Consider the following 24,397-nt stretch of genomic DNA (forward strand, 5'->3'; position numbering starts at 1 on the left):
GGGCCTCTCGCGTTCCCGGGCCCCGCTTGAGCTCGGGACGGTGGGAGGGAGGCGGCGGCGCACGCGGGACGATCCGTACAGGCCGGGTAGATCCATGATGCGCGACGTGCGAAAAAGTGATGCGGCCAGCTCAGGCCCGTTGCGGCTTGCACTCACATGGGTAGAGTGCTAAACAGTTCGTTGGCACTCTGATGTCGAGAGTGACAGAAACACCAGGGATCGAGGCGATGGGGTCCGCGAAGGGAAAGCGGGCCCGGATGCCGTCGCGGGCGTCGGCTCGGTCCTCGCAAGCCACCCTGCAACTGGGAGGTCTAGCCTTATGGCAGCCAAAATGATCGCGTTTGACGAGGACGCCCGGCGCGGTCTCGAGCGCGGTATGAACCAGCTCGCCGACGCCGTGAAGGTGACTCTCGGCCCCAAGGGCCGCAACGTCGTTCTGGAGAAGAAGTGGGGCGCCCCCACCATCACCAACGACGGTGTCTCCATCGCCAAGGAGATCGAGCTCGAGGACCCGTGGGAGAAGATCGGGGCCGAGCTCGTCAAGGAAGTCGCCAAGAAGACCGACGACGTCGCGGGTGACGGCACCACCACCGCCACCGTGCTCGCCCAGGCGCTGGTACGCGAGGGCCTGCGCAACGTCGCCGCCGGCGCCAACCCGATGTCCCTGAAGAAGGGCATCGAGGCCGCCGTCGAGCGCGTCAGCGAGGAGCTCTCCAAGCTGGCCAAGGACGTGGAGACCAAGGAGCAGATCGCCTCCACGGCCACCATCTCCGCCGGCGACGCCCAGATCGGCGAGATGATCGCCGAGGCGATGGACAAGGTCGGCAAGGAAGGCGTCATCACCGTCGAGGAGAGCAACGCCTTCGGCCTGGAGCTCGAGCTCACCGAGGGTATGCGCTTCGACAAGGGCTACATCTCGGGCTACTTCGTCACCGACCCGGAGCGCATGGAGGCGGTCTTCGAGGACCCCTACATCCTCATCGTCAACTCCAAGGTCTCGGCCAACAAGGACCTGCTGCCGCTGCTCGACAAGGTCGTGCAGGCCGGCAAGCCGCTGGTCATCATCGCCGAGGACGTCGAGGGCGAGGCCCTGGCCACCCTGGTCGTCAACAAGATCCGCGGCCTGTTCAAGTCCGTTGCCGTCAAGGCTCCGGGCTTCGGTGACCGCCGCAAGGCCATGCTGGGCGACATCGCCATCCTCACCGGTGGCCAGGTCATCAGCGAGGAGGTCGGTCTCAAGCTCGAGAACGCCACCCTCGACCTGCTCGGCAAGGCCCGCAAGGTCGTCATCACCAAGGACGAGACCACGATCGTGGACGGCGCCGGTGACGCCGAGCAGATCGCCGGCCGGGTGAACCAGATCCGCGCCGAGATCGACAACACCGACTCCGACTACGACCGCGAGAAGCTCCAGGAGCGCCTCGCCAAGCTGGCCGGCGGCGTCGCCGTCATCAAGGCCGGCGCGGCCACCGAGGTCGAGCTGAAGGAGCGCAAGCACCGCATCGAGGACGCCGTCCGCAACGCGAAGGCGGCCGTCGAGGAGGGCATCGTCCCCGGCGGTGGCGTGGCCCTGCTGCAGGCCGGCGCCAAGGCGTTCGACAAGCTGGAGCTGAACGGCGACGAGGCCACCGGTGCCGCGATCGTCCGCAAGGCGCTCGAGGAGCCGCTGAAGCAGATCGCCGTGAACGCCGGCCTCGAGGGCGGCGTCGTGGTCGAGAAGGTGCGCAACCTCACCCCGGGTGAGGGCCTCAACGCGGCCTCCGGCGAGTACGTCAACATGTTCGAGTCGGGCATCATCGACCCGGCCAAGGTGACGCGCTCCGCGCTGCAGAACGCCGCCTCCATCGCGGCTCTGTTCCTGACCACCGAGGCCGTCATCGCCGAGAAGCCCGAGAAGGCCGCGGCCGCTCCCGCCATGCCCGGCGGCGGCGACATGGACTTCTGAGCCGGACTTCCGAGCCTGCTCGTCACAGAGAAGGGCGGTTCCCCTCGGGGAGCCGCCCTTCTCTGCGTGCCGGCCCGATCCGCCGGGCCTGGGTTCCCCGGCGGCTCAGCCGGCCTTCCGGGTGAGCTTGCCGCCGTTCACGTCGACCACCAGGCATTTGACGGACGGGTCCTGTTTCCACGAGGCGGCGTTGGGCGGGTACAGGATGAAGCTGGCCAGCCGGTCGATCATCGGGCTGTCCGACAGGATCCGCGCGAGCCGTGTCTCGCACTCGGACGTGGCCTTGTCCTCCGCCGCCTTCGCGCCGGGCCACGAGTCGGCCAGGACGAACTGGGTGATCACTTCGGCGTCGTGCGGCTCGGAGCAGGACGTGGCGGTGATGACGCGGGACAGCTTGCCGTCGGCGACGCCGTTGAGGCAGTCGCCCTTCCGCAGGTCGTTGACGCTCATGAGGCCGCCCGCCGTGATCGTGCCGGAGTCGTCGCGCTGCACCGACGCCACCGCGCTGATCGCGATGACGGCGCCGATCACCAGCACCCATACGCCGGAGACGGCGAGTCCCGCGATGGCGAGCCCGCGCCCCTGCTCGCCCCGCTTCCTGATCTGCACCAGCGCGACGATGCCCGAGACGACGGCGACCGGCAGGCCGCCGAGGATCCCGAAGACGAGCGAGACCACGGCGAGGCCGTTCGTTCTCGCCGGGCGACCGCCGTAGGGGGGATGGGGCCCGGACGTGTACGGCCCCTGGCCGTACGGCGCCCCCTGGCCGTACTGGGAGCCCTGGCCGTACTGGGAGCCCTGGCCGTACGGGGTGCCCTGGCCGTACGGGGCACCCTGGGGCGGCGGGCCGTACGGGGCCCAGCCGGAACCCGGAGCACCGGACCCCGGGGGATACGTCGGGGGATAAGGAGAACCCGGATCGGGGGCGGGCGGGTGGCCGCCACCGGGACCGGCCGCCATGCCGGCCGGATCGGGGGCTGGGGGATGCGGGCCGCCCGAGGTGGAAGGGGGGCCCGGGGGAGATTCGTTCACGGCACCACATGGTGGCCTGCCGCCCTTGTCAGCAGCAAGCGGTAAATGTCATGACGTGCGGTCAGGGTGCGGCCCCCCGAACGTGTCAGGGCGCGGCCCCCCGAACGTGTCGGGGGGCTTTTCGGTCCACGCGTATGGGAGCTATCCGGCCAGTTCGGCGGGGAGGTCCTTTTCGTGGATGACGGTCAATGACGTGACGGCCCGGGTGAGGACCACGTACAGCCGGGCGAGGCCGCGCTCCTCGGCCGCGACGATGTCGGCGGGCTCGGCGACGATGACGTGGTCGTACTCGAGGCCCTTCGCGAGGCCGGCCGGGATGACGAGCAGCCGGTGGTCGCCGGTCGAGTCGGGGCCGAGAACGGCGTGGTCCACTCCGCTCTCCGTCAGGGCGGCCGACGTCTCGGGAACGGCGGCGTCGGCGACGATCACGCCGACGGAGCCGGGGTGGGCGAGGGCTTCCGCGGCCGCCCGGACGATCTCCGCGCGAATGTCGGACGCCCGCCGTACGGACAGGGAGCCGGCGCCGGGGCGCAGCGAGCGCGGAACGGCGAGCTCGGGCGCCACGGAGGGGAGCAGGCGCGCGGCGTAGTCGAGCACCTCGCGCGGCACGCGGAAGCCCAGCGTCAGCTCGGTGACCTCGCCGGACGGCTGGCCGAGGTGATCGAGCACGTCCTTCCACGAGCGGGCGGACCAGGGGGTGGTGCCCTGGGCGATGTCGCCGAGGATGGTCGCCGAGCCGTTGCGGCAGCGCCGTCCGAGCGCGCGCAACTGCATCGCGGAGAGGTCCTGGGCCTCGTCCACCACGACGTGGCCGTGCGAGGGGGTGCGTTCGATGAGGTCGCCCAGCTCGTCGAGGAGGGCGCCGTCCGCCGCCGTCCATCGCGCCGACTTGTATGACCGGTACGGCTTCCGCCAGATCAGCGTCTCCTGCTCGTCGGGCGACAGGTCGGATCTGGCGGCGCGGGCGAGGAACTCCGGGTCGGACAACAACCGGAACAGGACCTGCTCGGGCGCGAGCTTCGGCCACACCGCGTCCAGGACCTGCTTCACCGGGCGGGACCTGGCCACGGCGTCCTGGACCCGGTCGTCGGGCGACTCGCCCCGGCGCTCCATCTGCACGAGCACCGCGTTGGCCAGCCGCTGGGCGAGAGCCGTACGGCCCGGGCCGTAGCGGGTGGTGCCGCGCAGCGCGGCGACGATCTCGCGGACCTCGTGGTCGGCCACACGGTAGCGGTTGACGCCCTTGGTGTAGAGAACGCCGTCCTCGGGTTTGGTGACGTGCAGCCAGAGGGCGCGCCTGAGCACGCCGGCCATGCGCGCGTCACCCTTGATCGCGGCCACGGCCGGATCCTCGGGGTGGTCGTGGTCGCCGAGGACGCCCGCCACGGTCGACTGGTCGACCTTCACCTCGCCCAGCGCGGGCAGCACCGAGGAGATGTAGGAGAGGAACGCCCGGTTCGGGCCGACGATCACCACGCCGGATCTGGTCAGCCGCTCGCGGTGGGTGAAGAGCAGGTAGGCCGCGCGGTGCAGGCCGACGGCGGTCTTCCCGGTGCCCGGCGCCCCCTGCACGCAGACGGTCACGCCGAGGTCGGAGCGGACGATCTCGTCCTGGTCGGGCTGGATGGTGGCGACGATGTCGCGCATGGGCCCGGTGCGGGGGCGCTCGATCTCCTCGGTGAGCAGCCTGCTCTGTCCCAGCTCGCGGCCGTCGAGGGGTTCGTCCTCGTACGCGGTGAGCGAGCCGCCCTGGTAGCCGAAGCGGCGGCGCAGCGCGACGCCCATCGGGTCGGCCGGGCCGGCTTGGTAGAACGCGCGGGACACGGGGGCCCGCCAGTCGATCACGAGGGCCCGGCTGTCGTCGTCGTGGACGTGCCTGCGGCCGACGTAGATCGTGTCGGGGAGGTCGTCGGCGGCCGACCGGTCGAGCCGGCCGAAGAAGAGCGGGGTGTCGGGATGGTCGGCGAGGGCGGCCACCCGCTGGTCGAGCAGCGCCTGCAGCACCTGCTGGGAGACCCAGTCGCCGGCCGCGTCGGCGGAGAGTGACGCGGCGTGGTCCCGCATCTTCTTGAGGGCGGCGCGGGAGAGGGCGAGATGGGCGCGTTCGGCGGCGAGCACGTCGTCGGCCGCCGATATGTCGGGGGCGAGTTGGTGTCCGGGCATGCGAAACTCCTCGCGGGTCGGTGGTGGTTCGCCGTGTGGTGACGGCGGGTAGCGAAACGCAGAAGTCTACTGGCGCCGGAATATGCTCCCAACCGATTTTCCCGGCCGGGGGCGGCCGTGTCGGCGGTGCTCGCCCGCCATCGCCATGATCTCCCTGTAAGCACCCCGACACCGTGCGAAATCGAACAAATCGGCATGGCATCAATGCCGAAAAAACCGCGTAAATCGCGTGATTTGGACTAATGATGGGGTATGCCGCGACCGGTTGTGATGGGCACCCGGCCGGCGTACAAGGGGGTGATGCGGTTGTCCCGAGCCGAAGGTATCTCCTGGACCTAGGTCCTGTCTCCCAGGTCGTCAGACCTGGGTCGCTACAGGATGTGACCGGACCCGGGCGACCGGGCCGGAGTCGCGCACGAACGGGTCGGTTCGCCGTCCCACGCCGAGGAACCCCTGGCGAGGATCACCTCGCCGGGTCCTCCTCCCCCTCGGCCAGCACCTCGTCGGCGTCGACGATCTGGTACGAGTACCCCTGCTCCGCGAGGAAGCGCTGCCGATGGGCGGCGAAGTCCTGGTCGACGGTGTCGCGGCTGACCACGGAGTAGAACCGGGCGCCGCCGCCGTCGGCCTTCGGGCGGAGCACGCGGCCGAGCCGCTGCGCCTCCTCCTGCCGGGACCCGAACGTGCCGGACACCTGGATGGCGATGGACGCCTCGGGCAGGTCGATCGAGAAGTTCGCGACCTTCGAGACGACCAGCACCTGGATCTCCTTGTCGCGGAACGCCTGGAAGAGACGCTCACGCTCGCGGACCCGCGTCTCACCCTTGATCACCGGGGCGTCCAGGTGCTCGCCCAGCTCGTCGAGCTGGTCGATGTACTGGCCGATGACCAGCACCTGCTCGCCCGCGTGCCGCCGTACGAGAGCCTCGGCGATCCGGTTCTTGGACGGGGTCGTGGCGCAGAAGCGGTAGCGCTCCTCGGCCTCCGACATCGCGTACGCCAGCCGCTCCTCGTCGCTCAGCGTGACGCGCACCTCGACGCAGTCGGCCGGCGCGATCCAGCCCTGGTTCTCCATCTCCTTCCAGGGCGCGTCGTACCGCTTGGGGCCGATCAGCGAGAACACGTCGCCCTCGCGGCCGTCCTCGCGGACCAGGGTGGCGGTCAGCCCGATCCGGCGGCGGGCCTGCAGGTCGGCCGTCATCCGGAAGATCGGCGCGGGCAGCAGGTGGACCTCGTCGTACACCACGAGCCCCCAGTCACGGGCGTCGAACAGCTCCAGGTGGCGGTACACGCCCTGGCGCTTCGTCGTCATGACCTGGTACGTCGCGATGGTGACCGGCCGGATCTCCTTCTTCGTGCCGGTGTACTCGCCGATCTCGTCGGCGGTCAGCGACGTCCGCTTGATCAGCTCCTGCTTCCACTGGTGGGCGGAGACCGTGTTGGTGACCAGGATGAGCGTGGTCGCCCGCGCGTGCGCCATCGCCGCCGCGCCGACGATCGTCTTGCCCGCGCCGCAGGGCAGCACGACGACGCCGGAGCCGCCGTGCCAGAAGGCGTCCGCCGCCTCCTTCTGGTACGACCGGAGCGTCCAGCCGTCCTCGGCCAGCGTGATGGGGTGGTGCTCGCCGTCCACGTAGCCGGCGAGGTCGTCGGCCGGCCAGCCCAGCTTGAGCAGCACCTGCTTGATGTTGCCGCGCTCGGAGGGATGCACGGCGACGGTCTCCGCGTCGATCCGCTCGCCGACCAGGGGCTGCACCTTCTTGGACCGCAGCACCTCTTCGAGCACCGCCCGGTCGGTGCTGGTCAGCACCAGGCCGTGAGTGGGGTGCTTCTCCAGCCGGAGCCGCCCGTAGCGGGCCATCGTCTCGACCACGTCCACGAGGAGCGCGTGCGGGACGGGATACCGGCTGAACCCGATCAGCGTGTCCACGACCTGCTCGGCGTCGTGCCCGGCGGCCCGCGCGTTCCACAGCGCGAGCGGGGTCACCCGGTAGGTGTGGACGTGTTCGGGGGCGCGCTCCAGCTCGGCGAAGGGCGCGATCGCCTTGCGGCACTCGTCCGCCCGCTCGTGGTCCACTTCGAGCAGCAGCGTCTTGTCCGACTGAACGATCAGCGGTCCGTCATTCAATGCCTGCTCCCTTGTACGGCTACCGCCTATCAAACAAGGGATCGAGCGGAATCACTCCCGGGTTCGCCGATTAGGGGGCGGCGTGTCAGTCGAGATAGCCGTTCACGCCCGCCCAGATGAGCACGCCGAAGCCGATGATGAGCAGGACGACGTTGATGGCGATGGAGATCCACGTCCACCTCAGCAGGCGCCGGGCGGAGTCCGGCTCGGTGTCCACCTTGCTGAGCGCGATGCCGGACAGGATGGCGCCCGCGATGCCGCCCAGCGAGACGTAGCAGCTCAGCGCCAGCACGAGGCTGATGACGAGCGCCACGATAGCGTGGGTGCGCGGCCCCTCCTGGCGCGGCGGATATCCGTACGGCGGCTGGCCGTAGGGAGAGCCGTACGGCGCGCCGTAACCCTGCTGCCCGTACTGCTGCTGCTGTCCGTAGCCCTGCTGTCCGTACTGCTGTTGCCCGTACTGCTGCTGGCCGTAGTCCTGCTGCCCGTAGGACTGACCGTACGGCTGGCCGTAGGGCGCCTGACCGTACTGTTGCTGTCCGTACTGCTGCTGGCCGTACTGGGGGTCGGCGTGGGGCTGCCCGGCCTGGGGCCCGGTCCCGTACGGGTTCTGCGGGTTCTGCGGGCTCTGCCACTCCTGGGGGTTCTGGCCCGGCTGGTCTGGGGTCGTCACCGTCGATCGATCCTTCGTCGCGTCGGGGTCCAGATTGTCGGTGTCCAGAGATATCACGGTATGGCGCTCCCCGCTCCGGTGCTGAGGACGGCATCGAAACGGGGAGCGCGGCGACCGCGAGGGACCGGTCGCCAATCCAGCCCTCATCGGTCAGCCGGATCATCGCCAATCGGGCATCCGACGGCAACGGATTTAACCGCCCGGCGGGCGGCTAGTTCACGTCGGCGATGCCGGTGATGCGGTGCAACGCGAATCGGTGGACGGCGGCCCGGGTCTCGTCGTACGCGGTCAGATAGCCGCCCTCCATGCGGGCCGGCTCCAGGATGCGGCTGGTGGCGTGCCCCTGCGAGTCGAGGTAGCCGATCCACACCCGCGTCCCCTGGCGGATCGCCTCCTGCAGGGCGCTGATCGTCGCGGTCGAGGGCGAGCGCGGCACCTGCCCGCGCGGCGCGTCCGACGGGCCGCGCCGCGCGAGATGGGCGTCGTCGCCCGCCCTGATCGCGCGTACGGCGGCGGCCACCATGTCGGGGTCGGGCCCGGCGGCGGTCCCGGCGCGGGTGAGCGGCTGGCCCTCGGTGCGCCGCGCGTCCGCCCGCGACACCAGCACGTCGCCCTCCAGCGACTCGGCCACGGGCGCGTACCCCATCGCCCGCAGCGCGTCCACCAACGTCGCCCGTGACGTCTTGGAGGCGAGCACGGTCGGCGCGAGCCTGCGCAGGCGCAACACGGCCGCCCGCCGGTCGGCCACCACCTCGTCCAGGACCGCCGGATCGTCGCAGCGGATGTAGGCGGAGGCCGTACCCACGCGCAGCCGGCCGTGCCTGCGCGCCACATCGGTGACCAGGTAGCGCAGCGGCTGCGGCACCGGCGTGGCCGAGTGCCGTTCGAGCATCGCGAGCAGCTCGTCCGCCGCCTGTCCGGCGTCGAGCGCCCGGCGGATCGAGTTCTCGCCGAACCTGTACACGGTCGCGCCGCCCTTGGACTCGACGTCCGCCGCCAGCGCGAGCCAGCGGCCGAGGTCGCTGGTGAGCGGCCCGGGCGCGACGGCGGTCAGGTCGGCCTGCAGCAGCACCCGGTCCACCGGCTCCGGCAGCAGCGGCGCCAGCAGTTCCGCGGGCCCGCTCCCTGTCCCGCTCTTCGGCGCGTACGCGGGGCCATAGGACGGGAAGGCGCGCAGCAGCGCGCGCCCGTGGCCGGACAGGACGCCGAGCCCGGTGACGCCGATGTGCTCGGCCTCGCGCAGCGTGAACTCGGCCAGCCGGTCGCGGTGCGCGACCCGGCGGCGCGGCTGCTCCCAGGCGAGACGGCCGATCACCGACGCCGCCGTCGGGGCGATGCCGGGACCTGCCGCGGCGAGCACCGACAACGTGCGCAGCCGTACCTCGGAGGCGGCCGACCGGCGCAGGTCCGGGTGCAGGGCGTTGATCGGCCGGTCGCGCTCGTCGCGCTCTCCGATCAGGCCGGGGGCGCGGTCCATGCCCGCCCAGGCGGAGGCGAGCAGCGCCCATCTGTCCTCGGTCGCCTTGACCCGCCAGGCGTCGTACGCGGAGGTGGGCAGCCACTCGCCGTCGACCGAACCGCCGGAGGCGACGAGCCCGGCCGCGTGCGCGACCTCGACCACGAGCCCGGCCGCCCACTCGGGGAGGTCCATGAGCTGCGCCGTCCGCTTCAGATCCCGTACGGCGAGGCCGCCCGCGCGCAGGACACCCGGCGGGTCGTGGCTCCAGAGCTCGCACAGCTCCTCGACCGTACGGACGAAGGTGAACGCCTGTCCGGCGGCCGTACGCTCGGCGAGCGCCTGGTCGCGGGCGACCCCGTCGAGGTCGGGCGGGCCGGGGGTCAGGTCCCGGTGGAGGCGGCCGCCGCGCAGGTGCAGCGCCACCTCGCGCGGCAGCGTGACGGTCTCCTCGCCGGTGGCCCCCAGGAGGCCGCGTGCGAGCAACTCCTCGATCGGCGACCGCGCGGTGGCGGCGCGGACCTCGCGCCTGGCCCCGGCCACCCGGCCGCTCGGCGGGCCCCAGGCCAGCTCGTCCAGCGCGGCCCTCGCCTGCGGGGACACCTCGGCGATCAGCCGTTCGACGGTGCCGGGTTCGGCGAGCAACGCGGCCAGCCGCCGTACGGGAGGGGCGGCCCGGCCGGTTTCCCCGGCGGTCGCCGCGCTCTCCGTCATGAACGTCATGTCCTGGCCCGTACCGGCTTCGGTGCCGGCTTCCCCGGCGGCCGTTCCCCCGGAGGCGATGTCGGCGAGCAGGACGGCGAGTGACTCGGGCGCGTGGTGCCGGAACACCTCGGCGGCGGGCGGTCCGAGGCCCGCGGGCGGGTCGAGGGCCTCCCTGACGCCCGGCGCGGGCAGCAGCGCCTCGTCCGGACCGAAGATCAGGCACGCCGTCCTGAGCCGGTCGACGGCTTCCCGGAGCGCGGTGGCCAGCGCCGCGGCCTGCCGCCTGTCCTCCGTACGGCTCCGGTGCGGGAGGGCGCGGACGAGCGACGATCTCAGCTCCTCGTACGCCACCGGGCCGGGCCGCGAGGCCAGCGTCTCGGCCACGGAGACGCGGAACCGGTCGAGCCGGTCGAGCGCGCGGCCGACCGCCGACGGGGTCGCGGCGCGTGCCGCCAACCCCTCCATGTGCGGCGGCACCGGCATGATGAGCTCCGGACGGGCCGTGACGAGGGCACGGAGCTGCTCGTCCGCGCGGCCGCGCAGCCACGCGGTGAAGTCACCGCCCATCCCGTCGCTCATCCTTCTCATCGTAGGAGTACGCGTGCGCGTGATTCTCCGTGAAGGAGGCCGGTCGTACGGTGTCCGCGGCGGAAGGGGAGCCCCCTCGACCGAGCCTCCGGGGAGCGCCGCCGGGGTGACCTCAGACGTGCCGTACCGCCGGAGCCGTTCCGCGTCCTCGTGGCGGTGACCAGGGCGGGCCCGGCAGGCGGGCCGGGCCGGGTGCCGATGCGGCACAGTGTCGCCTTTGGCATCCTTTGTCAGGTGAACTCGGTGGGATTCGACCTTGACCTGACCCTGGCGGACACGCGCGCCGCCATCGCCGCCGTGTACGAGGCGATGTTGCCCCGGCTGGCCTATCCCATCGATGTGGACGTGGTGGTCTCCAGGCTGGGGCCGCCGCTGGAGGTGGAGCTGGCCCACTGGATGCCGGAGGAGGAGGTGCCCGCGGCCGTCGCGCTGTACCGGGAGCTGTATCCGGCGATCGCGCTGCCCGCCACGGGGATCATGCCCGGCGCGCGCGAGGCGCTCGCGGCCGTGCGCGACGCGGGCGGCCGGATCATCGTGGTCACGGGCAAGAACGCGCTCCACGCCCGGCACACCGTGGAGGCCCTGGGCTTCGAGGTGGACGAGATCGTGGGATCCGTCTTCGGGGCCGACAAGGGACAGGCCCTCGCGAGTTTCGGTGCCGGAGCATATGTTGGAGATCACGTAGCCGACATCGAGGCGGCGCGTGCCGGTGGAGCCACGAGCGTCGCGGTCGCCACCGGGTCGTTCACGGCGGACCAACTGATCGATCATGGAGCTGACGTGGTGCTGGAGGACCTCACCCACTTCGCCGGGTGGTTCGACTCCTGGGCCGCCGCATCCGCGTAAAACACGGCCGTCAGGCGGTCCACAGGCGCCCTTCGCGGGCATAACCTACATCCATTCCTTTCACGACAGTCTGAACGAGGTCACCCCTGTGCCGAGTGGCAAGGTCAAGTGGTACGACGCCGACAAGGGATTCGGCTTCCTCACCCGCGACGACGGCGGTGAGGTTTTCGTGCATTCATCGGCGCTGCCCAAGGGCGTGGACGTGCTCAAGCCCGGGCAGAAGGTCGAGTTCGGAGTGGCCGAGGGCCGTCGCGGCCAGCAGGCTCTGTCGGTCCGGGTCCTCGAACAGCCGCCGACCCTCGCCAGGGCCGCGCGCGCCAAGGGCAAGCGCAAGAAGCCGGATGAGATGGTCGTCATCGTCGAGGACCTGATCAAGCTTCTCGACGACATCTCGACGTCCTACCAGAAGGGCAAGCAGCCGGACTCCGCGCACGCGAAGAAGGTCGCGAGCGTGCTGCGCGCGGTCGCGGACGACATCGACGGCTGACGGCGCGTGTTCGGCCGGACCTCGTCCGGCTCGGCCGAACCCCCGGCTCCGATACCCCTTCCCGCCCGGCGGGTCGCGGCCGCCCGGTCCTGTCCGGCGGCGCCGTCCCGGCCGGGCGGAGGTCTGTCACCGGCCGGACCCACCGCCGGTGCGGGCTAATAGGGGTTGGTCAGGGGCTTGGTGTCGTCCCGGCGGGGGCGTAGCGGCTCGCGCGGGACGACGGGGGTGATGTCGGAGTCCTCGTGCGGCGTCCACACCTGCTCCCGCGGCGTACGGTCCTCGTCGCCCGGCTCCTGCGTTGTCGTGCCGTCGGCGCTCCGGTCCCGCGGAGCCGCCGCCTCGCCGTTCGGCGCGGAGGGCGGCGTTCCGCCGTTGTCGGCGACCCGCCGCGCGGCGGCGGCGAGCCGGCCCCGCCGCCGGACGAGAAGCCAGACGAACGTGACGGCGAGTCCGGTGGAGACCACCGCGAGTCCGGCCGGGCCGTGCCCGGACAACGACATGACCAGCCCGGCCAGCCCGCCGAACACCCAGGCGATCTGGAGCAGCGCCTCGGTGACCCCGAACGTGGAGGACCGCACCTCCTCGGCGATCTCCCGCTGCACGATCGCGTCAAGGGCCAGTTTGCCGAGGCCCTGCGCGAACGCCGCCACCAGCGCCACGACGACCGCCGTCCACAGCGTGAAGAAGACCGCCGTGACGATCGTCGCGACGGTGGCCAGCACGAGCGTGCCGAGCACGATGATCTGCGGAGAGCGCGACCGCGTCCACGAGGCGACCGCCGCCCCGAGGAAGCCGCCGCCACCGGCGGCGACGGCGAGCAGGCCGAGGGTGACATGCGGGGAGAGGCCCGGGATGTTGCCGTCCTGCACGAGGAAGAGCAGGAAGAAGACGAGGAATCCGGCCTGTACGCGGATCGCGGTGTTCGCCCACATGGCCTCGCCGACCAAGGGCCCCATCCGGATCAGCTCGCGCCAGCGTGGGCCCGGCCCGGCCTTCCCGGGTGCCGCCGGGCCGTTCTCGCCAGGAGGCGCGTCCCCGGCCTCCTGACCCTCCCGGACCCGTTCGTGATCTTCGCGGCCGGCGTGCGGGCCGTCCGGCGCCTCCGCGTACGGACGATCGGGGCCGGCGTCCGGGACGGGCTCGGGACAGGGGTCGGGATCGGGCGCGAGATCGGCGTCGAGGTCCGGGGAGTCGACATGCCGCGGCAGCCGTACGGCCGCGACTCCCGCGACGAGGAAGAGCGCCGTGGTGCCGCGCAGGACCCAGTCGGCTCCCACCCAGGCGGTCAGGCCGGTCGAGACGGCCGCCGCGGCGCCCGCGGCGACCAGCGCGAACAGCGCCACCCGGGCGTTGGCCGCGACCAGGGTGATGTCGGCGGGCAGCACACTCGGCATGATCGCCGCCCGGGACACGTTGTACGCCTTCGACAGGACCAGTACGGCGAGGGCCGCCGGAAAGAGCGTGAGCGCGTCGGACGGCCGGATCGCCGCCGCCATGCCCCAGCACAGGAGTCCCCGGGCGAAGAGCGTCCCCGCCATGACGTAGCGGCGGCCGGAGCGGAACCGGTCCAGCACAGGGCCCACGAAGGGGGCGACGACGGTGAACGGGATCATCGTGACCAGGAGGTAGAGCGCGACCTGGCCGCGCGCCTGGCCGACCGGCAACTTGAAGAACAGGGCTCCCGCCAGCGCCACGGTGACGAACGCGTCGCCCGCCGAGTGCGCGGAGGTGAGCTCGATCAGGCGGCCGAGCCCGGTGCGCCCGGCTCCCTGCGCGTGCGTGAGTTTCCGGGTCGCCTGCCCGAGCCTCCGGGTCGTCCTGCCGACGGTGCGGGTGCCGCGGCCGAGCCGCCGGCCCGCGTGCGCGGCGGACCGTCCCGCCCGCCGGGAGGCCTCCGCGGTGGCACGAGTCGCACGACACAGCCGGTTCCAGGCATTCCCCACGAAGAACGACTCCCTTCCCACCCTGGGGAATTTCAGTCTTACCCACTGATCAGGGTGCCGTCCGCTCCCGGAGTGGGTGAAAATGGAGTGTGAGTCGCACCCGAACCCGAAGCAGCGCAGCGGACCAGGCATGTGTCGCGGCCGTCGAGCTGGCCCGCCAGGCCGCCGAGGAGGTCGCCCGGCCGGCGGAGGTGGGCGAGCATCTCGGTTTCGACAGTGAGGGCGACCGCGTTGTCACGCACTACTTCGCGTGCCTTGATCGAGCGTACAAGGGGTGGCGCTGGGCGGTGACCGTCGCCCGGGCGTCGCGGGCGCGTGTCGTGACGGTGAGCGAGACCGTGCTGCTGCCCGGATCGGGCGCGCTGCTCGCTCCGAGCTGGGTCCCGTGGAGCCGGCGCCTGCTGCCCGGCGACCTCGGCGTGGGCGACCTGCTGCCGACCGAGGCCGACGACGACCGGCTCGTCCCCGGATACACGGCCACGGACGACGACGAGGCCGACCGTCAGATGATCTTCGAGTACGGCCTGGGCAGGGCCCGCGTCCTCTCGTCCTTCGGGCGTGATCTCGCGGTGCGCCGCTGGCACTCCGGCGAGTCCGGCCCGCACAGCCCCATCGCGCACGCCGCCCCCGCCCAGTGCTCCACCTGCGGGTTCTACTGGCCGCTCGCGGGCGCGCTGCGGCTCGGGTTCGGCGTCTGCGCGAACGAGTACGCCCCGGACGACGGGCGCGTGGTCGCCGCCGACCACGGGTGCGGAGCCCACTCCGAGGCGACCACCGTGCCTTCGATGATCGTGGACCAGCCGCCGCCCATCCTCGACGACCTCGGATACGACCTGCTGCCCGCCGAGGCGCAGGAGGAGGTCGCGGGCGGAGCCGGGGGCGCGACCGCGGGCGGAGGCCCCGCCGAGTCCGCGGGCTCCGTGGACGAGTCCGGCTCCGAGCCCCTCGGCCACTCCTGATCCCGGCTCCCGGGCGGCTCCCGGGGCGTGCCGATCGTTGAGACCGAGCCGTGTCGGTGGGGTTGGTTAAGGTACGTCCGGACATGGCGGCGAGATCAGGGACCTGGGGGCCTCGACAGATGAACGACTCCTTCGGCACCGCGCGGATGCGCGAGACGGTTCTCGCGGCGTGGACGGCGTCTCCGGCGCGGTTCCGCGAGGACGCCAACGCGGAGGAGGACTTCGCGCTCGGCGGCTACCGGGACCGGCTGGTGGTCGAGCTGGCGCAGAACGCGGCGGACGCCGCGCTGCGCGCCGGATCGCCCGGCCACCTGCGGCTGACCCTGCGCGACGGCGTCCTCCTCGCCGCCAACACCGGGGCCCCGCTGGACGCGGAGGGCGTGGAGGGCCTGTCCACGCTGCGCGTGTCCGGCAAGAAGGACGAGACGGGCGCCGTCGGCCGGTTCGGCGTGGGTTTCGCCGCCGTGGTGTCGGTCTGCGACGCGCCGTCGATCACTTCACGCAAGACCGGTGGCGTGCGCTGGTCCCGGGAGGAGACCGCCGCCCTCGTGGCCGAGCGGCCCGAGCTGGCCGCCGAGCTCACCGGGCGGGAGGGGCACGTCCCCCTGCTCCGGCTGCCCTTCCCCGCCGAGCCGGCCGACGTGCCGGACGGCTTCGACACGCTGGTACGGCTCCCGCTCCGGGACGAGGCGGCCGAGCGGGCCGTGCGCCGGATGTTGCGCGAGGCCGGCCCGGCGCTGCCGCTGGCCATGCCGGCGCTGGCCACGATCGAGATCGAGCTCGACGGCGAGAACGGTGAGGACGGGGAGCACGGCGAGCACGGCGCCACCCGCGTGATCTCCGCCGACGGGTGGCATTTCGTCACCGCGTCCGGATCCTTCGGCCCGGAGCGGGTGGCCGAGCTGTTCGCCGACCGGCCGACCGAGGAGCGGGCCCGGCCGTACTGGCAGGTCCGCTGGGCGGTGCCGGTGGGGGCGTCCGGCGAGCCGCGCCCGCTGCCGGAGGACGTGCCGCCCGTCGTGCACGCGCCGACGCCGAGCGACGAGCCGCTCGACCTGCCCGCGCTGCTGATCGCCACGCTGCCGATGGCCACCGACCGGCGGCACGCCGCACGCGGCCCGCTCGCCGACTTCATCGTGGAGCGGGCGGCCGACGCGTACGTCGAGCTGCTGGCGTCGCTGCCGCGCACGCCGCGGCTGCTCGACCTGGTGCCGGGGCTCATCGGCAAGGGCGAGCTGGACGCGCGGATCCGCCACGCCATCCTGCGGCGGCTTCCGGACATCCCCCTGTTGCCGGCCGTCTCCGCTCCCGAGGAGGCGCCGGACGGCGCCGAGACCGCCCCCGCGCCCCGGGTGGAGCTGCCGGACGGCCGTCCCGGGTGGCTGGTGCCGGGCCGGGAGGCCCGGGTCGTGGCCGGGCCGGCGGAGTTCCTGGACACGGTCGCCGAGATGGTCCCCGGGCTGCTGCCCGCCGGGTGGCCGGCCCGCCACCCCGCCCTGGCGGCCCTCGGCGTACGCCGGGTCGAGCTGGCCGACGTGATCGACATGCTCTCCGGCGACGCGGTGAAGGACCGCGATCCCGCCTGGTGGCGGTCGCTGTACGAGGTGCTGCCCGCGGACGACCCCGAGGCGGTCGGCGCGGTTCCCGTGCCGCTCGCGGACGGCCGGCTGGTGCGCGGGCCGCGCGGCACCCTGGTCCTGACGAACGGCTCGGGCGGCTTGGACGGCGGCTCGGGCGACGGGGCCGGTCCGCTCGATCCGGCCGTCCTGGCGCCGCTGGGCCTGCGGATCGTCCATCCCGGCGCGGCCCACCCGCTGCTGCTGCGGCTGGGGGCGGCCGAGGCCACCCCGCGCACCGTCCTGGAGGACCCGCTCACGCACGCGGCGGTGACCCAGTCGCTGGAGAGCGCCGAGCCCGAACCCGTCGCGCAGGCCGTGCTCGCGCTGGTCGAGGCGGCCGGGCTGTCGGCCGGCGAGGCCCCGTGGCTGGCCGAGCTGGCGCTGCGCGGCGCGGACGGCGAGCTGTATCCGGCGGGCGACCTGCTGCTGGCCGACGGCGCGCTGGCCACCCTGATCGACCAGGACGTGCCGTTCGGCGTCGCCGCGCCCGACCTGGTGGAGCGGTACGGCTCGCACGTCCTGGCGGCGACCGGCGTGCTGGACGGGTTCGCCGTGGTGAACGACGCCGACGTGCTGCTCGACCCCGAGGAGTGCGACCACGACCTCGACCGGGAGGACGAGTGGCTGGAGGCGGTCCTCGACCTGCTGCCCGAGCTCGACGTGCCTCCCGTCGCCCGGGAGTTCTCCGCCGTCCGCGACCTGGAGTACGTCGCGGACTGGCCGTCGGCGCTCGCGCTGCTGTCCCGGCCGCCGCTGCGCGCCGCCCTGCAGCCGCTGCGCGTGCTGGCCGCCGGTGACGTCGTCGAGGTGCCGTCGTACACCTCGTGGTGGCTGAGCACGCATCCCGTGCTCGACGGCAGGCGGCCCACGTCCCTGCGGCTCCCCGGTGGCGACCCGCTCCTGTTCGGCCTGTACGGCGACGCGCCCGCCGGGGTGGACGAGGTCGCGCTCACCATGATCGGCGTCCGCTCGTCCCTCGCCGAGCTGCTCGCGTCGCACGGCGGCCCCGAGGAGCTGCTGGACCTGATGGCCGACCCCTCGATCGAGGTGGACCGCGCCCAGCTTCGCGCCCTGTGGGTCGCCCTCGCGGCGGTCGACCCGGCCCGGGTGCGCCCGCCGTCGGCGGTGCGGGCCGTACTGGAGGGGGCCGTCGTGGTGGCGGACGCCGAGGACGGCCGCGTCCTCGGCGGGCCGGACGACGGGTCCGTGGCAGGGAGCGAGGGCGCCGGGGAGCCGGTGGTGGTCGAGGCGCCCGACCTGCTCAACCTGGTGGCGGACCGGCCGCTGGTGCTCGCGCCGTTCGACCTGGCCGAGGCGTTGTCGGAGCTGCTCGACCTGCCGTTGGCGGGAGAGCTGGTGAGCGGCGCGGTCACGTCGTCGGGGGAGGAGCGGTCGGTGCCCCAGGAGGTGCGCTCGCTGCTGCCGACCGCCCCGCCGACGTACGTCGAGCACGGCGAGCTGCTGGTGGACGGCAGGCCGGCGCCGTGGCGGTTCTTCGAGGGGAAGGTCCACGCGTCCGGGGTGGAGGGGCTGGCCCGGGGGTTGGCGTGGGCGTCCGGGCAGTGGGGCGACCGCCTCGCGGTCGCGGCGCTCCTGCGCGATCCGGCGCGGGTCCCGCTGCTGCTCGCCGAGGCGGATCTGGACTCCTGACCCGGGCTCCCGGGCGGGCCCGGTGGGTCAGCGGCGGCGGTCGCGGCGGCGGAGGTAGGCGAGGCCGAACAGGCCGAGGCCGACGCCCGCCGCGCAGGTCCACAACCACCGGGTGTCCTCCGGACGCACGATGAGGAGCACGATCAGCGCGACCAGCCACAACACCGTCCCGGTGAGGACGGTCGCGGTGTCGTTGGTCCTGATCGGCTGGAGGTCAGGCCGGGGCTGCTGGCTCACGAGACCCAAGCTTAAAGCCCCCGCAAATCAGAGAAACGGCGGACCAAGGCGGTGCGGGGGCGGCGGCCCGGGAGGTGAGAGTGCGGGGGCGAGCGGACGGTTCCGCAGGTCCCGCCGGGTTCGGGAGGCTCGGACTGTGTCACAGAGCGGAACAGGCATCCCACCGAAGCGGTAAAATGTGGCACAAATCGGTCACAGAACCGTCACACTGATCACCCACCTCTTTTCGCAGGTGACACCGCCTGCCACTCTTCGCGCGTGAGTAACCCCATGAACCCTCGGGCCACCGGCTTTCTTGATCGTTTCTTTTTCATATCCGAGCGTGGCTCGACCATCGGCCAGGAGGTGCGCGGCGGTTTCGCCACCTTCTTCACGATGGCGTACATCGTCGTGCTCAACCCCATCATCATCGGCACGGTCGCCGACAAGACCGAGAACGTCCTCGGGGGCGGCACCGTCCCGAACTTCCCGTTGATCGCGGCGGCGACCGCCTTCGCGGCCGGAATCCTGACGATCGCGATGGGCGTCTTCGGCCGGGTGCCGCTGGCCATGGCGACCGGGCTCGGCCTGAACGCGTTCGTGGCCTTCGGCATCGCCACCCAGATGACCTGGGCGGACGCGATGGGTCTCGTGGTCCTCGAAGGAATCGTGATCGCGATCCTGGTGCTCACCGGGTTCCGGGTCGCCGTCTTCAACGCCATCCCGGCGCAGTTGAAAACGGCGATCAGCGTCGGGATCGGCCTGTTCATCGCGCTGATCGGGTTCGTCGACGCGGGCTTCGTGCGGCGCATTCCCGACGCCTCGAACACCACCGTCCCCGTGAAGCTGGGCGCGCTCGGCAACGGGTCGCTCACCGGCTGGCCCACGCTGGTCTTCGTCGTCGGCCTGATCGTGACCGCGTTCCTCATCGCCCGCAAGTTCAAGGGCGCCATCCTCCTGGGCATCGTCGGCACCACGATCCTGGCGATCGTCGTCGAGGCCGTCGGTAAAATCGGTCCGCAGGTGGCGCAGGGGAAGCCGGTCAACCCGGACGGCTGGGCGCTGAACGTGCCGAAGCTGCCGTCCACCTTCCTGGAGTTGCCGGACCTGTCGCTGCTCGGCCAGTTCAACCTGTTCGGGAGCTTCTCGAAGATCGGCGGGGTCGCGGCGATCCTGCTCGTCTTCACCCTCCTGCTGGCCGACTTCTTCGACACCATGGGCACCGTCGTCGGCGTCGGCCGCCAGGCGGGGCTGGTCGCCCCCGACGGCACCATGGAGCGGACCCGCTCGATCCTGCTGGTCGACTCCCTCGCCGCGGCCGCCGGAGGCGCGGCCAGCGTCTCGTCGAACACCACCTACGTCGAGTCCGCCGCGGGCGTCGGCGAGGGCGCGCGGACCGGTCTGGCCAGCGTGGTCACCGGCGTCCTGTTCCTCCTCGCGATGTTCTTCGCGCCGCTGACGCAGGTCGTGCCGTCCGAGGCCGCCACCCCGGCGCTGGTGATCGTCGGCTTCCTGATGATGTCGCAGATCCGCGAGATCGACTTCAGCGACTACGAGATCGCGATCCCGGCGTTCCTGACGATCGTCCTCATCCCGTTCACGTACTCGATCACCGCGGGCATCGGCGCCGGGTTCATCACGTACGTGTTCATCAAGGCGCTGAAGGGGCACGCCCGGCAGATCCACCCGCTGCTCTGGGTCGTCGCCGCGCTCTTCGTGGTGTACTTCACCGTGGAGCCGATCAAGTCCCTCCTCGGTCTCTGACCCGTCCCCGCCTCGTCGTACGCTGACGCCGTACGCACCGCGCGACCCCCGCGGTCCTTCCGCGAGGGTCGCGCTTTGCGTTTCTTTGGTGAAGTTCGGACCCGTGGAATACCGGCGATGCCGGGTATAGTTAGCAAAGGTAATGAGTCATGCTAACGAACGAACCCAAGACAGAGTCGATCGCGAACCTACGCACCGACGCCGGTCTGGCGTCCGCGCTGCGCGTCTCCCTGGCGCGCCTGAACCGGCGGCTGCGCAAGCAGGCCGCGCGGCACTCCTTGACGCCCACACAGCTCGCGACGCTGGCCGCCGTCGAACGGCACGCCGCGATGACGCCCGGCGAGCTGGCGGAGCACGAGAAGGTGCAACCGCCCTCGATGACCCGCGTCATCGCAAAACTGGAGGAGCGCGGCCTGCTGGCCCGCAGCCCTCATCCCAGGGACCGGCGGCAGGTCACCGTGAGTGTGACGGCCGAGGGAGCCTCGCTCCTCAAGGAGGAGCGGCGGACCAAGGAGGCGTGGCTGGCCCAGCAGTTGAAGGGGCTGACGCCAGAGGAGAAGGCGACGCTGAGAGCGGCGGCGCCGATCCTGGAGAAACTCTCCAAGACCTGACGGGCGTCGCCGGCGGGACGGACGCCCCCGGCGCCACGCACCCCCGGGACGCCACCGGAACGAACGCCTCGGGAAACCAGGGCGTCTCGGCGGCTGACGACCCCTCGGGCGACGAGGGCGCGGAAGCGGAGAGCGGCGACACCCGTCAGGAACAGGCACGCGGCGGCATGTTCCGCTCGCTGCGCAACTACAACTACCGGCTGTTCGCGTCCGGCGGCATCGTGTCCAACGTCGGAACGTGGATGCAGCGGACCGCCCAGGACTGGCTCGTCCTCCAACTGACCGGCGGCAGCGGGTCGGCCCTCGGCGTGACCGTGGCGCTGCAGTTCCTGCCCGTGCTGCTGTTCGGGCTGTGGGGCGGGATGCTGGCCGACCGCTACCCGAAGCGGCGCGTGCTCATCGTCGCCCAGACGCTCATGGGCGCGCTCGCCCTCACCATGGGCGTGCTCACCGTGACCGGATCCGCCCAGGTCTGGCACGTGTACGCGATGGCGTTCATCCTCGGCGTCATCTCGTGCGTCGAGGTCCCCACGCGGCAGTCGTTCGTCGTGGAGATGGTCGGCCGCGAGGACCTGCCGAACGCGATCGCGCTGAACAGCTCGACGTTCAACCTGGCCCGGGTGTTCGGCCCGGCCGTGGCGGGCGTCCTCATCTACTGGATGGGCACCGGCCCGATCTTCCTGCTGAACGCGGCGTCGTTCGCGGCGGTGATCGCCGGGCTCGCGCTCATGCGTACGTCGGAGCTGTGCACTCCCGAGCCCGTCCCCCGGGCGAAGGGGCAGCTCCGTGAAGGCCTCAGATACGTCGGGCGGCGGCCCGACCTGCTGCTGCCGATCCTGATCGTGGGCTCGATGGCGATATTCACGCAGAGCTTCTCGACCAGCATCGCGCTCATGGCCACCGGGGTGTTCGGCGCGGGGGCGTCCTCGTTCGGCGTCGCGTCCAGCGCGTTCGCCGTCGGCGCGCTCGGCGGGGCGCTGCTCGCCGCGAAGCGGGTCAGGCCCAGCCGTCGCTTCCTGATCATCGGCGCGATCTGCTTCGGCGTGTTCCAGGCCGTCGCGGGGCTCGCGCCCGGCTATCCGGCGTTCCTGGCGTTCCTGATCCCCGCCGGGATGGCCGTGGTCACCGTGAACACCACCGCCAACGCCACCGTCCAGATGGGCGCGTCACCCGAGATGCGCGGACGGGTCATGGGCATCTACGTGCTGGTCTTCACCGGCGGCGCCCCGATCGGCTCGCCGTTGGTTGGGTGGCTGGCCGAGGCCGCCGGTCCCCGCGTGTCGGTGGTCGTGGCGGGCGTCCTCAGCCTGGTGGGCGTCGGCGCCGCCGTACTGGTGACGAGGATCGTGGCCGCGCGGATGCGGCCGGAGGAGACGCCCGACGGGGTGCCCGGTGAGATCGCGGGCGGGACGTCCGGCGGCGAGCCGGAGGCGACGCCTAACCTCAGGGAGACGCTCCGCACGCGCCGGGAGCGCGTGGGCGCGCTGGCGCGCTGGAAGCTGCGCCGCGCCGCCTGACGCACGGCGCGGATACGGAGACTCCGGGCGCCTCGCCGGTGCGGGGGAACCGGCGCCCGGGGCGCTCCGTGCGGCGGTGCGCTCCGTACGGCGATGCGCTCCGTACGGCGGTGCGCGAAAATCGGGGCATGAGCAGGTTGTTCGTGGCGTTGACGCCGCCTGCCGGGGTGCTGGCGGAGATCGCCGCCGAGGTGGCCCCGAGGCGGGCCGAGTGGCCGGGCCTGCGCTGGGTGGACGACGCGCTGTGGCACGTCACGCTCGCGTTCCTCGGCGAGGTGCCCGACACCGTGCTGCCCGAGCTCGACGTACGGCTGGCGCGCGCCGCCGCGCGTCACGCGCCGATGAGGGTGTGGTTCGGCTCGGCGGGCGCGTTCCCCTCGCCCTCACGGGCGAGGACCTTCTGGGTGGGGCTCAACACCGTCCCCGCCGGCTCGGACGACCCGGAGGGCCCGGAGGGTGCCGGGAGGCGCGGAGGCTCGCGGAGCGGCGGGATGCCCGGGGACGAGCGGGGCGGGCGCCGGGAGGGCTCCCGGGGCCGCTCCGGGGCGTTCGCCGAGCCGATGGTGCGGCTGGCGGCGTCGCTCGCGGCCGGAGCCCGGCGGGCCGGGGCCGAGGAGGTGGACCGCAAGGCGTTCCACCCCCACCTGACCCTGGCCCGCTCACGACGCGGCGAGGATCTGCGCACGCTCGTGTCCTCGATGAGCGCGTTCCGGGGACACGAATGGCAGGCGGACGCCGTCCATCTGGTGCGCAGCCATCTGGGATCCCATGTTCGCTATGAGCAGGTCGCGGTCTACCCACTCGGCGGACGCGATTAGGCTCCAATGCGTGGATCGTCCTCGTCGCTGGTTGCTGCCCACGGTGCTCGCGCTACTCGTGCTCATCGTGGTGATCGGAGCGTTGCTCCGCTAGCTACCAGGCGTACTCCTCCGGAGAGGTCCTGAAGCCGGGGAAGATCTCGTCGATGCGGGTGAGCGCCTTCTCGTCGAGCTCGATCTCCAGGGCCCTCACCGTCCCGTCGAGCTGGTCCAGCGTGCGCGGGCCGATGATCGGCGCGGTGACGGCCTTCTGGTGGAGCAACCAGGCCAGACCCACGTGCGCCGGGTCCTCGCCGAGCTCGTCGCAGAACGCCTCGTAGCGCTCGATCTTGTCGCGGTGCTTCTCCAACTCCTTGACGATCGTCTCGGACGCGGAGCGGCCCTTGTCGATCTTGCGGAGGACGCCTCCGAGCAGGCCGCCCGCGAGCGGGCTCCACGGGATCAGGCCGAGCCCGTAGTCCTCGCACGCCGGGATGACCTCCAGCTCGGCCGCCCGGACGATCAGGTTGTAGTGGGACTGTTCGGAGACCAGGCCCAGCGAGTTCCGGCGGCGGGCCGACTCCTGCGCCTTGGCGATGTGCCACCCCGCGAAGTTGGACGACCCGACGTACAGGATCTTCCCCTGCTGCTTCAGGATGTCCATGGCCTCCCAGAACTCCTCGAACGGGGTGTTCCGGTCGACGTGGTGGGCCTGGTAGAGGTCGATGTAGTCCGTCTGCATCCGCTTCAGCGACGCGTCGCAGGCGCGGCGGATGTTGAGCGCCGACAGGCGGCCCTCGTTGGGCCAGTCGCCCATGTCGCCGTAGAGCTTCGTGGCGATGACGGTGCGCTCGCGGCGGCCGCCGCCCTTGGCGAACCAGCGCCCGATGATGTTCTCGGTGATGCCCTCGCCCTTCTTCCACCCGTACACGTTGGCGGTGTCGAAGAAGTTGATCCCCAGCTCGTGGGCGCGGTCCATGATGGCGAAGGAGTCGTCCTCCGAGGTCACGGGGCCGAAGTTCATCGTGCCGAGGCAGAGCCTGCTGACCTGGAGACCTGTGCGGCCAAGCTGTCCGTAATCCATGCCGTCCACCCTAAGAACCTGGAGTGGACTCCAGTCGAGCGCATCGCGTACGGAAATCCGCGCGGCGGCGACCGGAACGTCGTGTGGGCCGTCGTGGCCGCCGGGTCGCGGCGGGACCGTCCCGGCGCGGTGGCCGGGTGCTCCCTTTCCGTGCCGGTGATCCCATGCTTGCGTGGGGACGGCGTCGGCGTGGGCGCGGTCGGGAATGATTGGC

General features: G+C 72.1%; 17 protein-coding genes. 9 read left to right on the forward strand and 8 right to left on the reverse strand.

Annotation, left to right across the window (positions count from 1 at the left end; genetic code table 11):
- The first annotated feature begins 319 nt into the window (after positions 1-319).
- Positions 320-1,945 carry a chaperonin GroEL gene (groL, locus tag AWQ70_RS34500; protein ID WP_067185931.1) on the forward strand — a complete coding sequence of 542 codons (1,626 nt, stop codon included), beginning with the start codon at positions 320-322 and terminating at the stop codon, positions 1,943-1,945.
- Between the two features lie 105 nt (positions 1,946-2,050).
- On the opposite strand, the gene AWQ70_RS42190 is transcribed toward groL, so the two are convergent.
- The 5 genes from AWQ70_RS42190 to AWQ70_RS34525 all read right to left on the reverse strand — a co-directional run bounded on the left by AWQ70_RS42190 (position 2,051) and on the right by AWQ70_RS34525 (position 10,681).
- Positions 2,051-2,977, reverse strand: coding sequence for a DUF4190 domain-containing protein (locus tag AWQ70_RS42190; RefSeq protein ID WP_157530809.1), 927 nt, complete (start codon positions 2,975-2,977; stop codon positions 2,051-2,053).
- Positions 2,978-3,118: 141 nt separating this feature from the next.
- Positions 3,119-5,140 (reverse strand): HelD family protein, encoded by a 2,022-nt coding sequence (locus AWQ70_RS34510; protein ID WP_067185935.1) that lies wholly within the window; start codon positions 5,138-5,140, stop codon positions 3,119-3,121.
- Positions 5,141-5,603: 463 nt separating this feature from the next.
- Positions 5,604-7,268, reverse strand: a complete 1,665-nt coding sequence (locus tag AWQ70_RS34515; RefSeq protein WP_067185937.1) for a DNA repair helicase XPB — start codon at positions 7,266-7,268, stop codon at positions 5,604-5,606.
- Positions 7,269-7,353: 85 nt separating this feature from the next.
- On the reverse strand, positions 7,354-7,941 hold the full coding sequence (locus tag AWQ70_RS40355; protein WP_176580233.1) for an MgtC/SapB family protein: 588 nt from the start codon (positions 7,939-7,941) through the stop codon (positions 7,354-7,356).
- Positions 7,942-8,152: 211 nt separating this feature from the next.
- Complete coding sequence (locus AWQ70_RS34525) at positions 8,153-10,681, reverse strand: helicase C-terminal domain-containing protein (protein ID WP_245647291.1); 2,529 nt, start codon at positions 10,679-10,681, stop codon at positions 8,153-8,155.
- 252 nt (positions 10,682-10,933) lie between these two features.
- Here AWQ70_RS34525 and AWQ70_RS34530 point away from each other — a divergent pair, with 252 nt between their 5' ends.
- Both AWQ70_RS34530 and AWQ70_RS34535 read left to right on the forward strand, forming a co-directional pair.
- On the forward strand, positions 10,934-11,536 hold the full coding sequence (locus AWQ70_RS34530) for an HAD family hydrolase (protein ID WP_305071781.1): 603 nt from the start codon (positions 10,934-10,936) through the stop codon (positions 11,534-11,536).
- Between the two features lie 88 nt (positions 11,537-11,624).
- Complete coding sequence (locus AWQ70_RS34535) at positions 11,625-12,023, forward strand: cold-shock protein (RefSeq protein WP_067185942.1); 399 nt, start codon at positions 11,625-11,627, stop codon at positions 12,021-12,023.
- 155 nt (positions 12,024-12,178) lie between these two features.
- On the opposite strand, the gene AWQ70_RS40755 is transcribed toward AWQ70_RS34535, so the two are convergent.
- Positions 12,179-13,966 (reverse strand): MFS transporter, encoded by a 1,788-nt coding sequence (locus AWQ70_RS40755; protein ID WP_169808787.1) that lies wholly within the window; start codon positions 13,964-13,966, stop codon positions 12,179-12,181.
- 89 nt (positions 13,967-14,055) lie between these two features.
- Between AWQ70_RS40755 and AWQ70_RS34545 the strand changes: the two genes are divergently transcribed.
- On the forward strand, positions 14,056-14,925 hold the full coding sequence (locus AWQ70_RS34545; protein ID WP_067185944.1) for a DUF3027 domain-containing protein: 870 nt from the start codon (positions 14,056-14,058) through the stop codon (positions 14,923-14,925).
- A 119-nt stretch (positions 14,926-15,044) separates the two neighbouring features.
- A complete protein-coding gene (locus tag AWQ70_RS34550; protein ID WP_067185947.1) occupies positions 15,045-18,194 on the forward strand; it encodes a sacsin N-terminal ATP-binding-like domain-containing protein in 3,150 nt (1,049 codons plus the stop codon).
- A gap of 27 nt (positions 18,195-18,221) precedes the next feature.
- Here AWQ70_RS34550 and AWQ70_RS34555 read toward each other — a convergent pair whose 3' ends face one another.
- The gene (locus AWQ70_RS34555) at positions 18,222-18,431 is read right to left on the reverse strand and encodes a DUF2530 domain-containing protein (protein ID WP_157530811.1); all 210 of its coding nucleotides are present in this window, start codon (positions 18,429-18,431) and stop codon (positions 18,222-18,224) included.
- A gap of 270 nt (positions 18,432-18,701) precedes the next feature.
- Between AWQ70_RS34555 and AWQ70_RS34560 the strand changes: the two genes are divergently transcribed.
- The 4 genes from AWQ70_RS34560 to AWQ70_RS34575 all read left to right on the forward strand — a co-directional run bounded on the left by AWQ70_RS34560 (position 18,702) and on the right by AWQ70_RS34575 (position 23,120).
- Positions 18,702-20,174: an NCS2 family permease gene (locus AWQ70_RS34560; RefSeq protein WP_067185951.1), complete on the forward strand. Its 1,473-nt coding sequence runs from the start codon at positions 18,702-18,704 to the stop codon at positions 20,172-20,174.
- Between the two features lie 149 nt (positions 20,175-20,323).
- The gene (locus AWQ70_RS34565) at positions 20,324-20,785 is read left to right on the forward strand and encodes a MarR family winged helix-turn-helix transcriptional regulator (RefSeq protein WP_067185953.1); all 462 of its coding nucleotides are present in this window, start codon (positions 20,324-20,326) and stop codon (positions 20,783-20,785) included.
- Positions 20,786-20,952: 167 nt separating this feature from the next.
- Positions 20,953-22,302 (forward strand): MFS transporter, encoded by a 1,350-nt coding sequence (locus tag AWQ70_RS34570; protein WP_084518130.1) that lies wholly within the window; start codon positions 20,953-20,955, stop codon positions 22,300-22,302.
- A gap of 128 nt (positions 22,303-22,430) precedes the next feature.
- A complete protein-coding gene (locus AWQ70_RS34575; RefSeq protein ID WP_084518131.1) occupies positions 22,431-23,120 on the forward strand; it encodes a 2'-5' RNA ligase family protein in 690 nt (229 codons plus the stop codon).
- Between the two features lie 94 nt (positions 23,121-23,214).
- Here AWQ70_RS34575 and AWQ70_RS34580 read toward each other — a convergent pair whose 3' ends face one another.
- Entirely contained in the window at positions 23,215-24,183 is a 969-nt protein-coding gene (locus AWQ70_RS34580) for an aldo/keto reductase (protein WP_067186008.1), read from the reverse strand.
- Positions 24,184-24,397: the final 214 nt, after the last annotated feature.

Origin of the sequence: Microtetraspora niveoalba (assembly GCF_001570405.1) — a bacterium.
GTDB classification, from domain to species: Bacteria; Actinomycetota; Actinomycetes; order Streptosporangiales; family Streptosporangiaceae; genus Microtetraspora; species Microtetraspora niveoalba.

Excerpts from the sequence above, each read along its gene's own strand:
- AWQ70_RS34575 (WP_084518131.1), top strand. The coding sequence starts at position 22,431 with ATGAGCAGGTTGTTCGTGGCGTTGACGCCGCCTGCCGGGGTGCTGGCG.
- groL (WP_067185931.1), top strand. The coding sequence starts at position 320 with ATGGCAGCCAAAATGATCGCGTTTGACGAGGACGCCCGGCGCGGTCTC.
- AWQ70_RS34525 (WP_245647291.1), bottom strand. The coding sequence starts at position 10,681 with ATGAGCGACGGGATGGGCGGTGACTTCACCGCGTGGCTGCGCGGCCGC.
- AWQ70_RS34565 (WP_067185953.1), top strand. The coding sequence starts at position 20,324 with ATGCTAACGAACGAACCCAAGACAGAGTCGATCGCGAACCTACGCACC.
- AWQ70_RS34510 (WP_067185935.1), bottom strand. The coding sequence starts at position 5,140 with ATGCCCGGACACCAACTCGCCCCCGACATATCGGCGGCCGACGACGTG.
- AWQ70_RS34580 (WP_067186008.1), bottom strand. The coding sequence starts at position 24,183 with ATGGATTACGGACAGCTTGGCCGCACAGGTCTCCAGGTCAGCAGGCTC.
- AWQ70_RS34550 (WP_067185947.1), top strand. The coding sequence starts at position 15,045 with ATGAACGACTCCTTCGGCACCGCGCGGATGCGCGAGACGGTTCTCGCG.
- AWQ70_RS34570 (WP_084518130.1), top strand. The coding sequence starts at position 20,953 with ATGTTCCGCTCGCTGCGCAACTACAACTACCGGCTGTTCGCGTCCGGC.
- AWQ70_RS34560 (WP_067185951.1), top strand. The coding sequence starts at position 18,702 with ATGAACCCTCGGGCCACCGGCTTTCTTGATCGTTTCTTTTTCATATCC.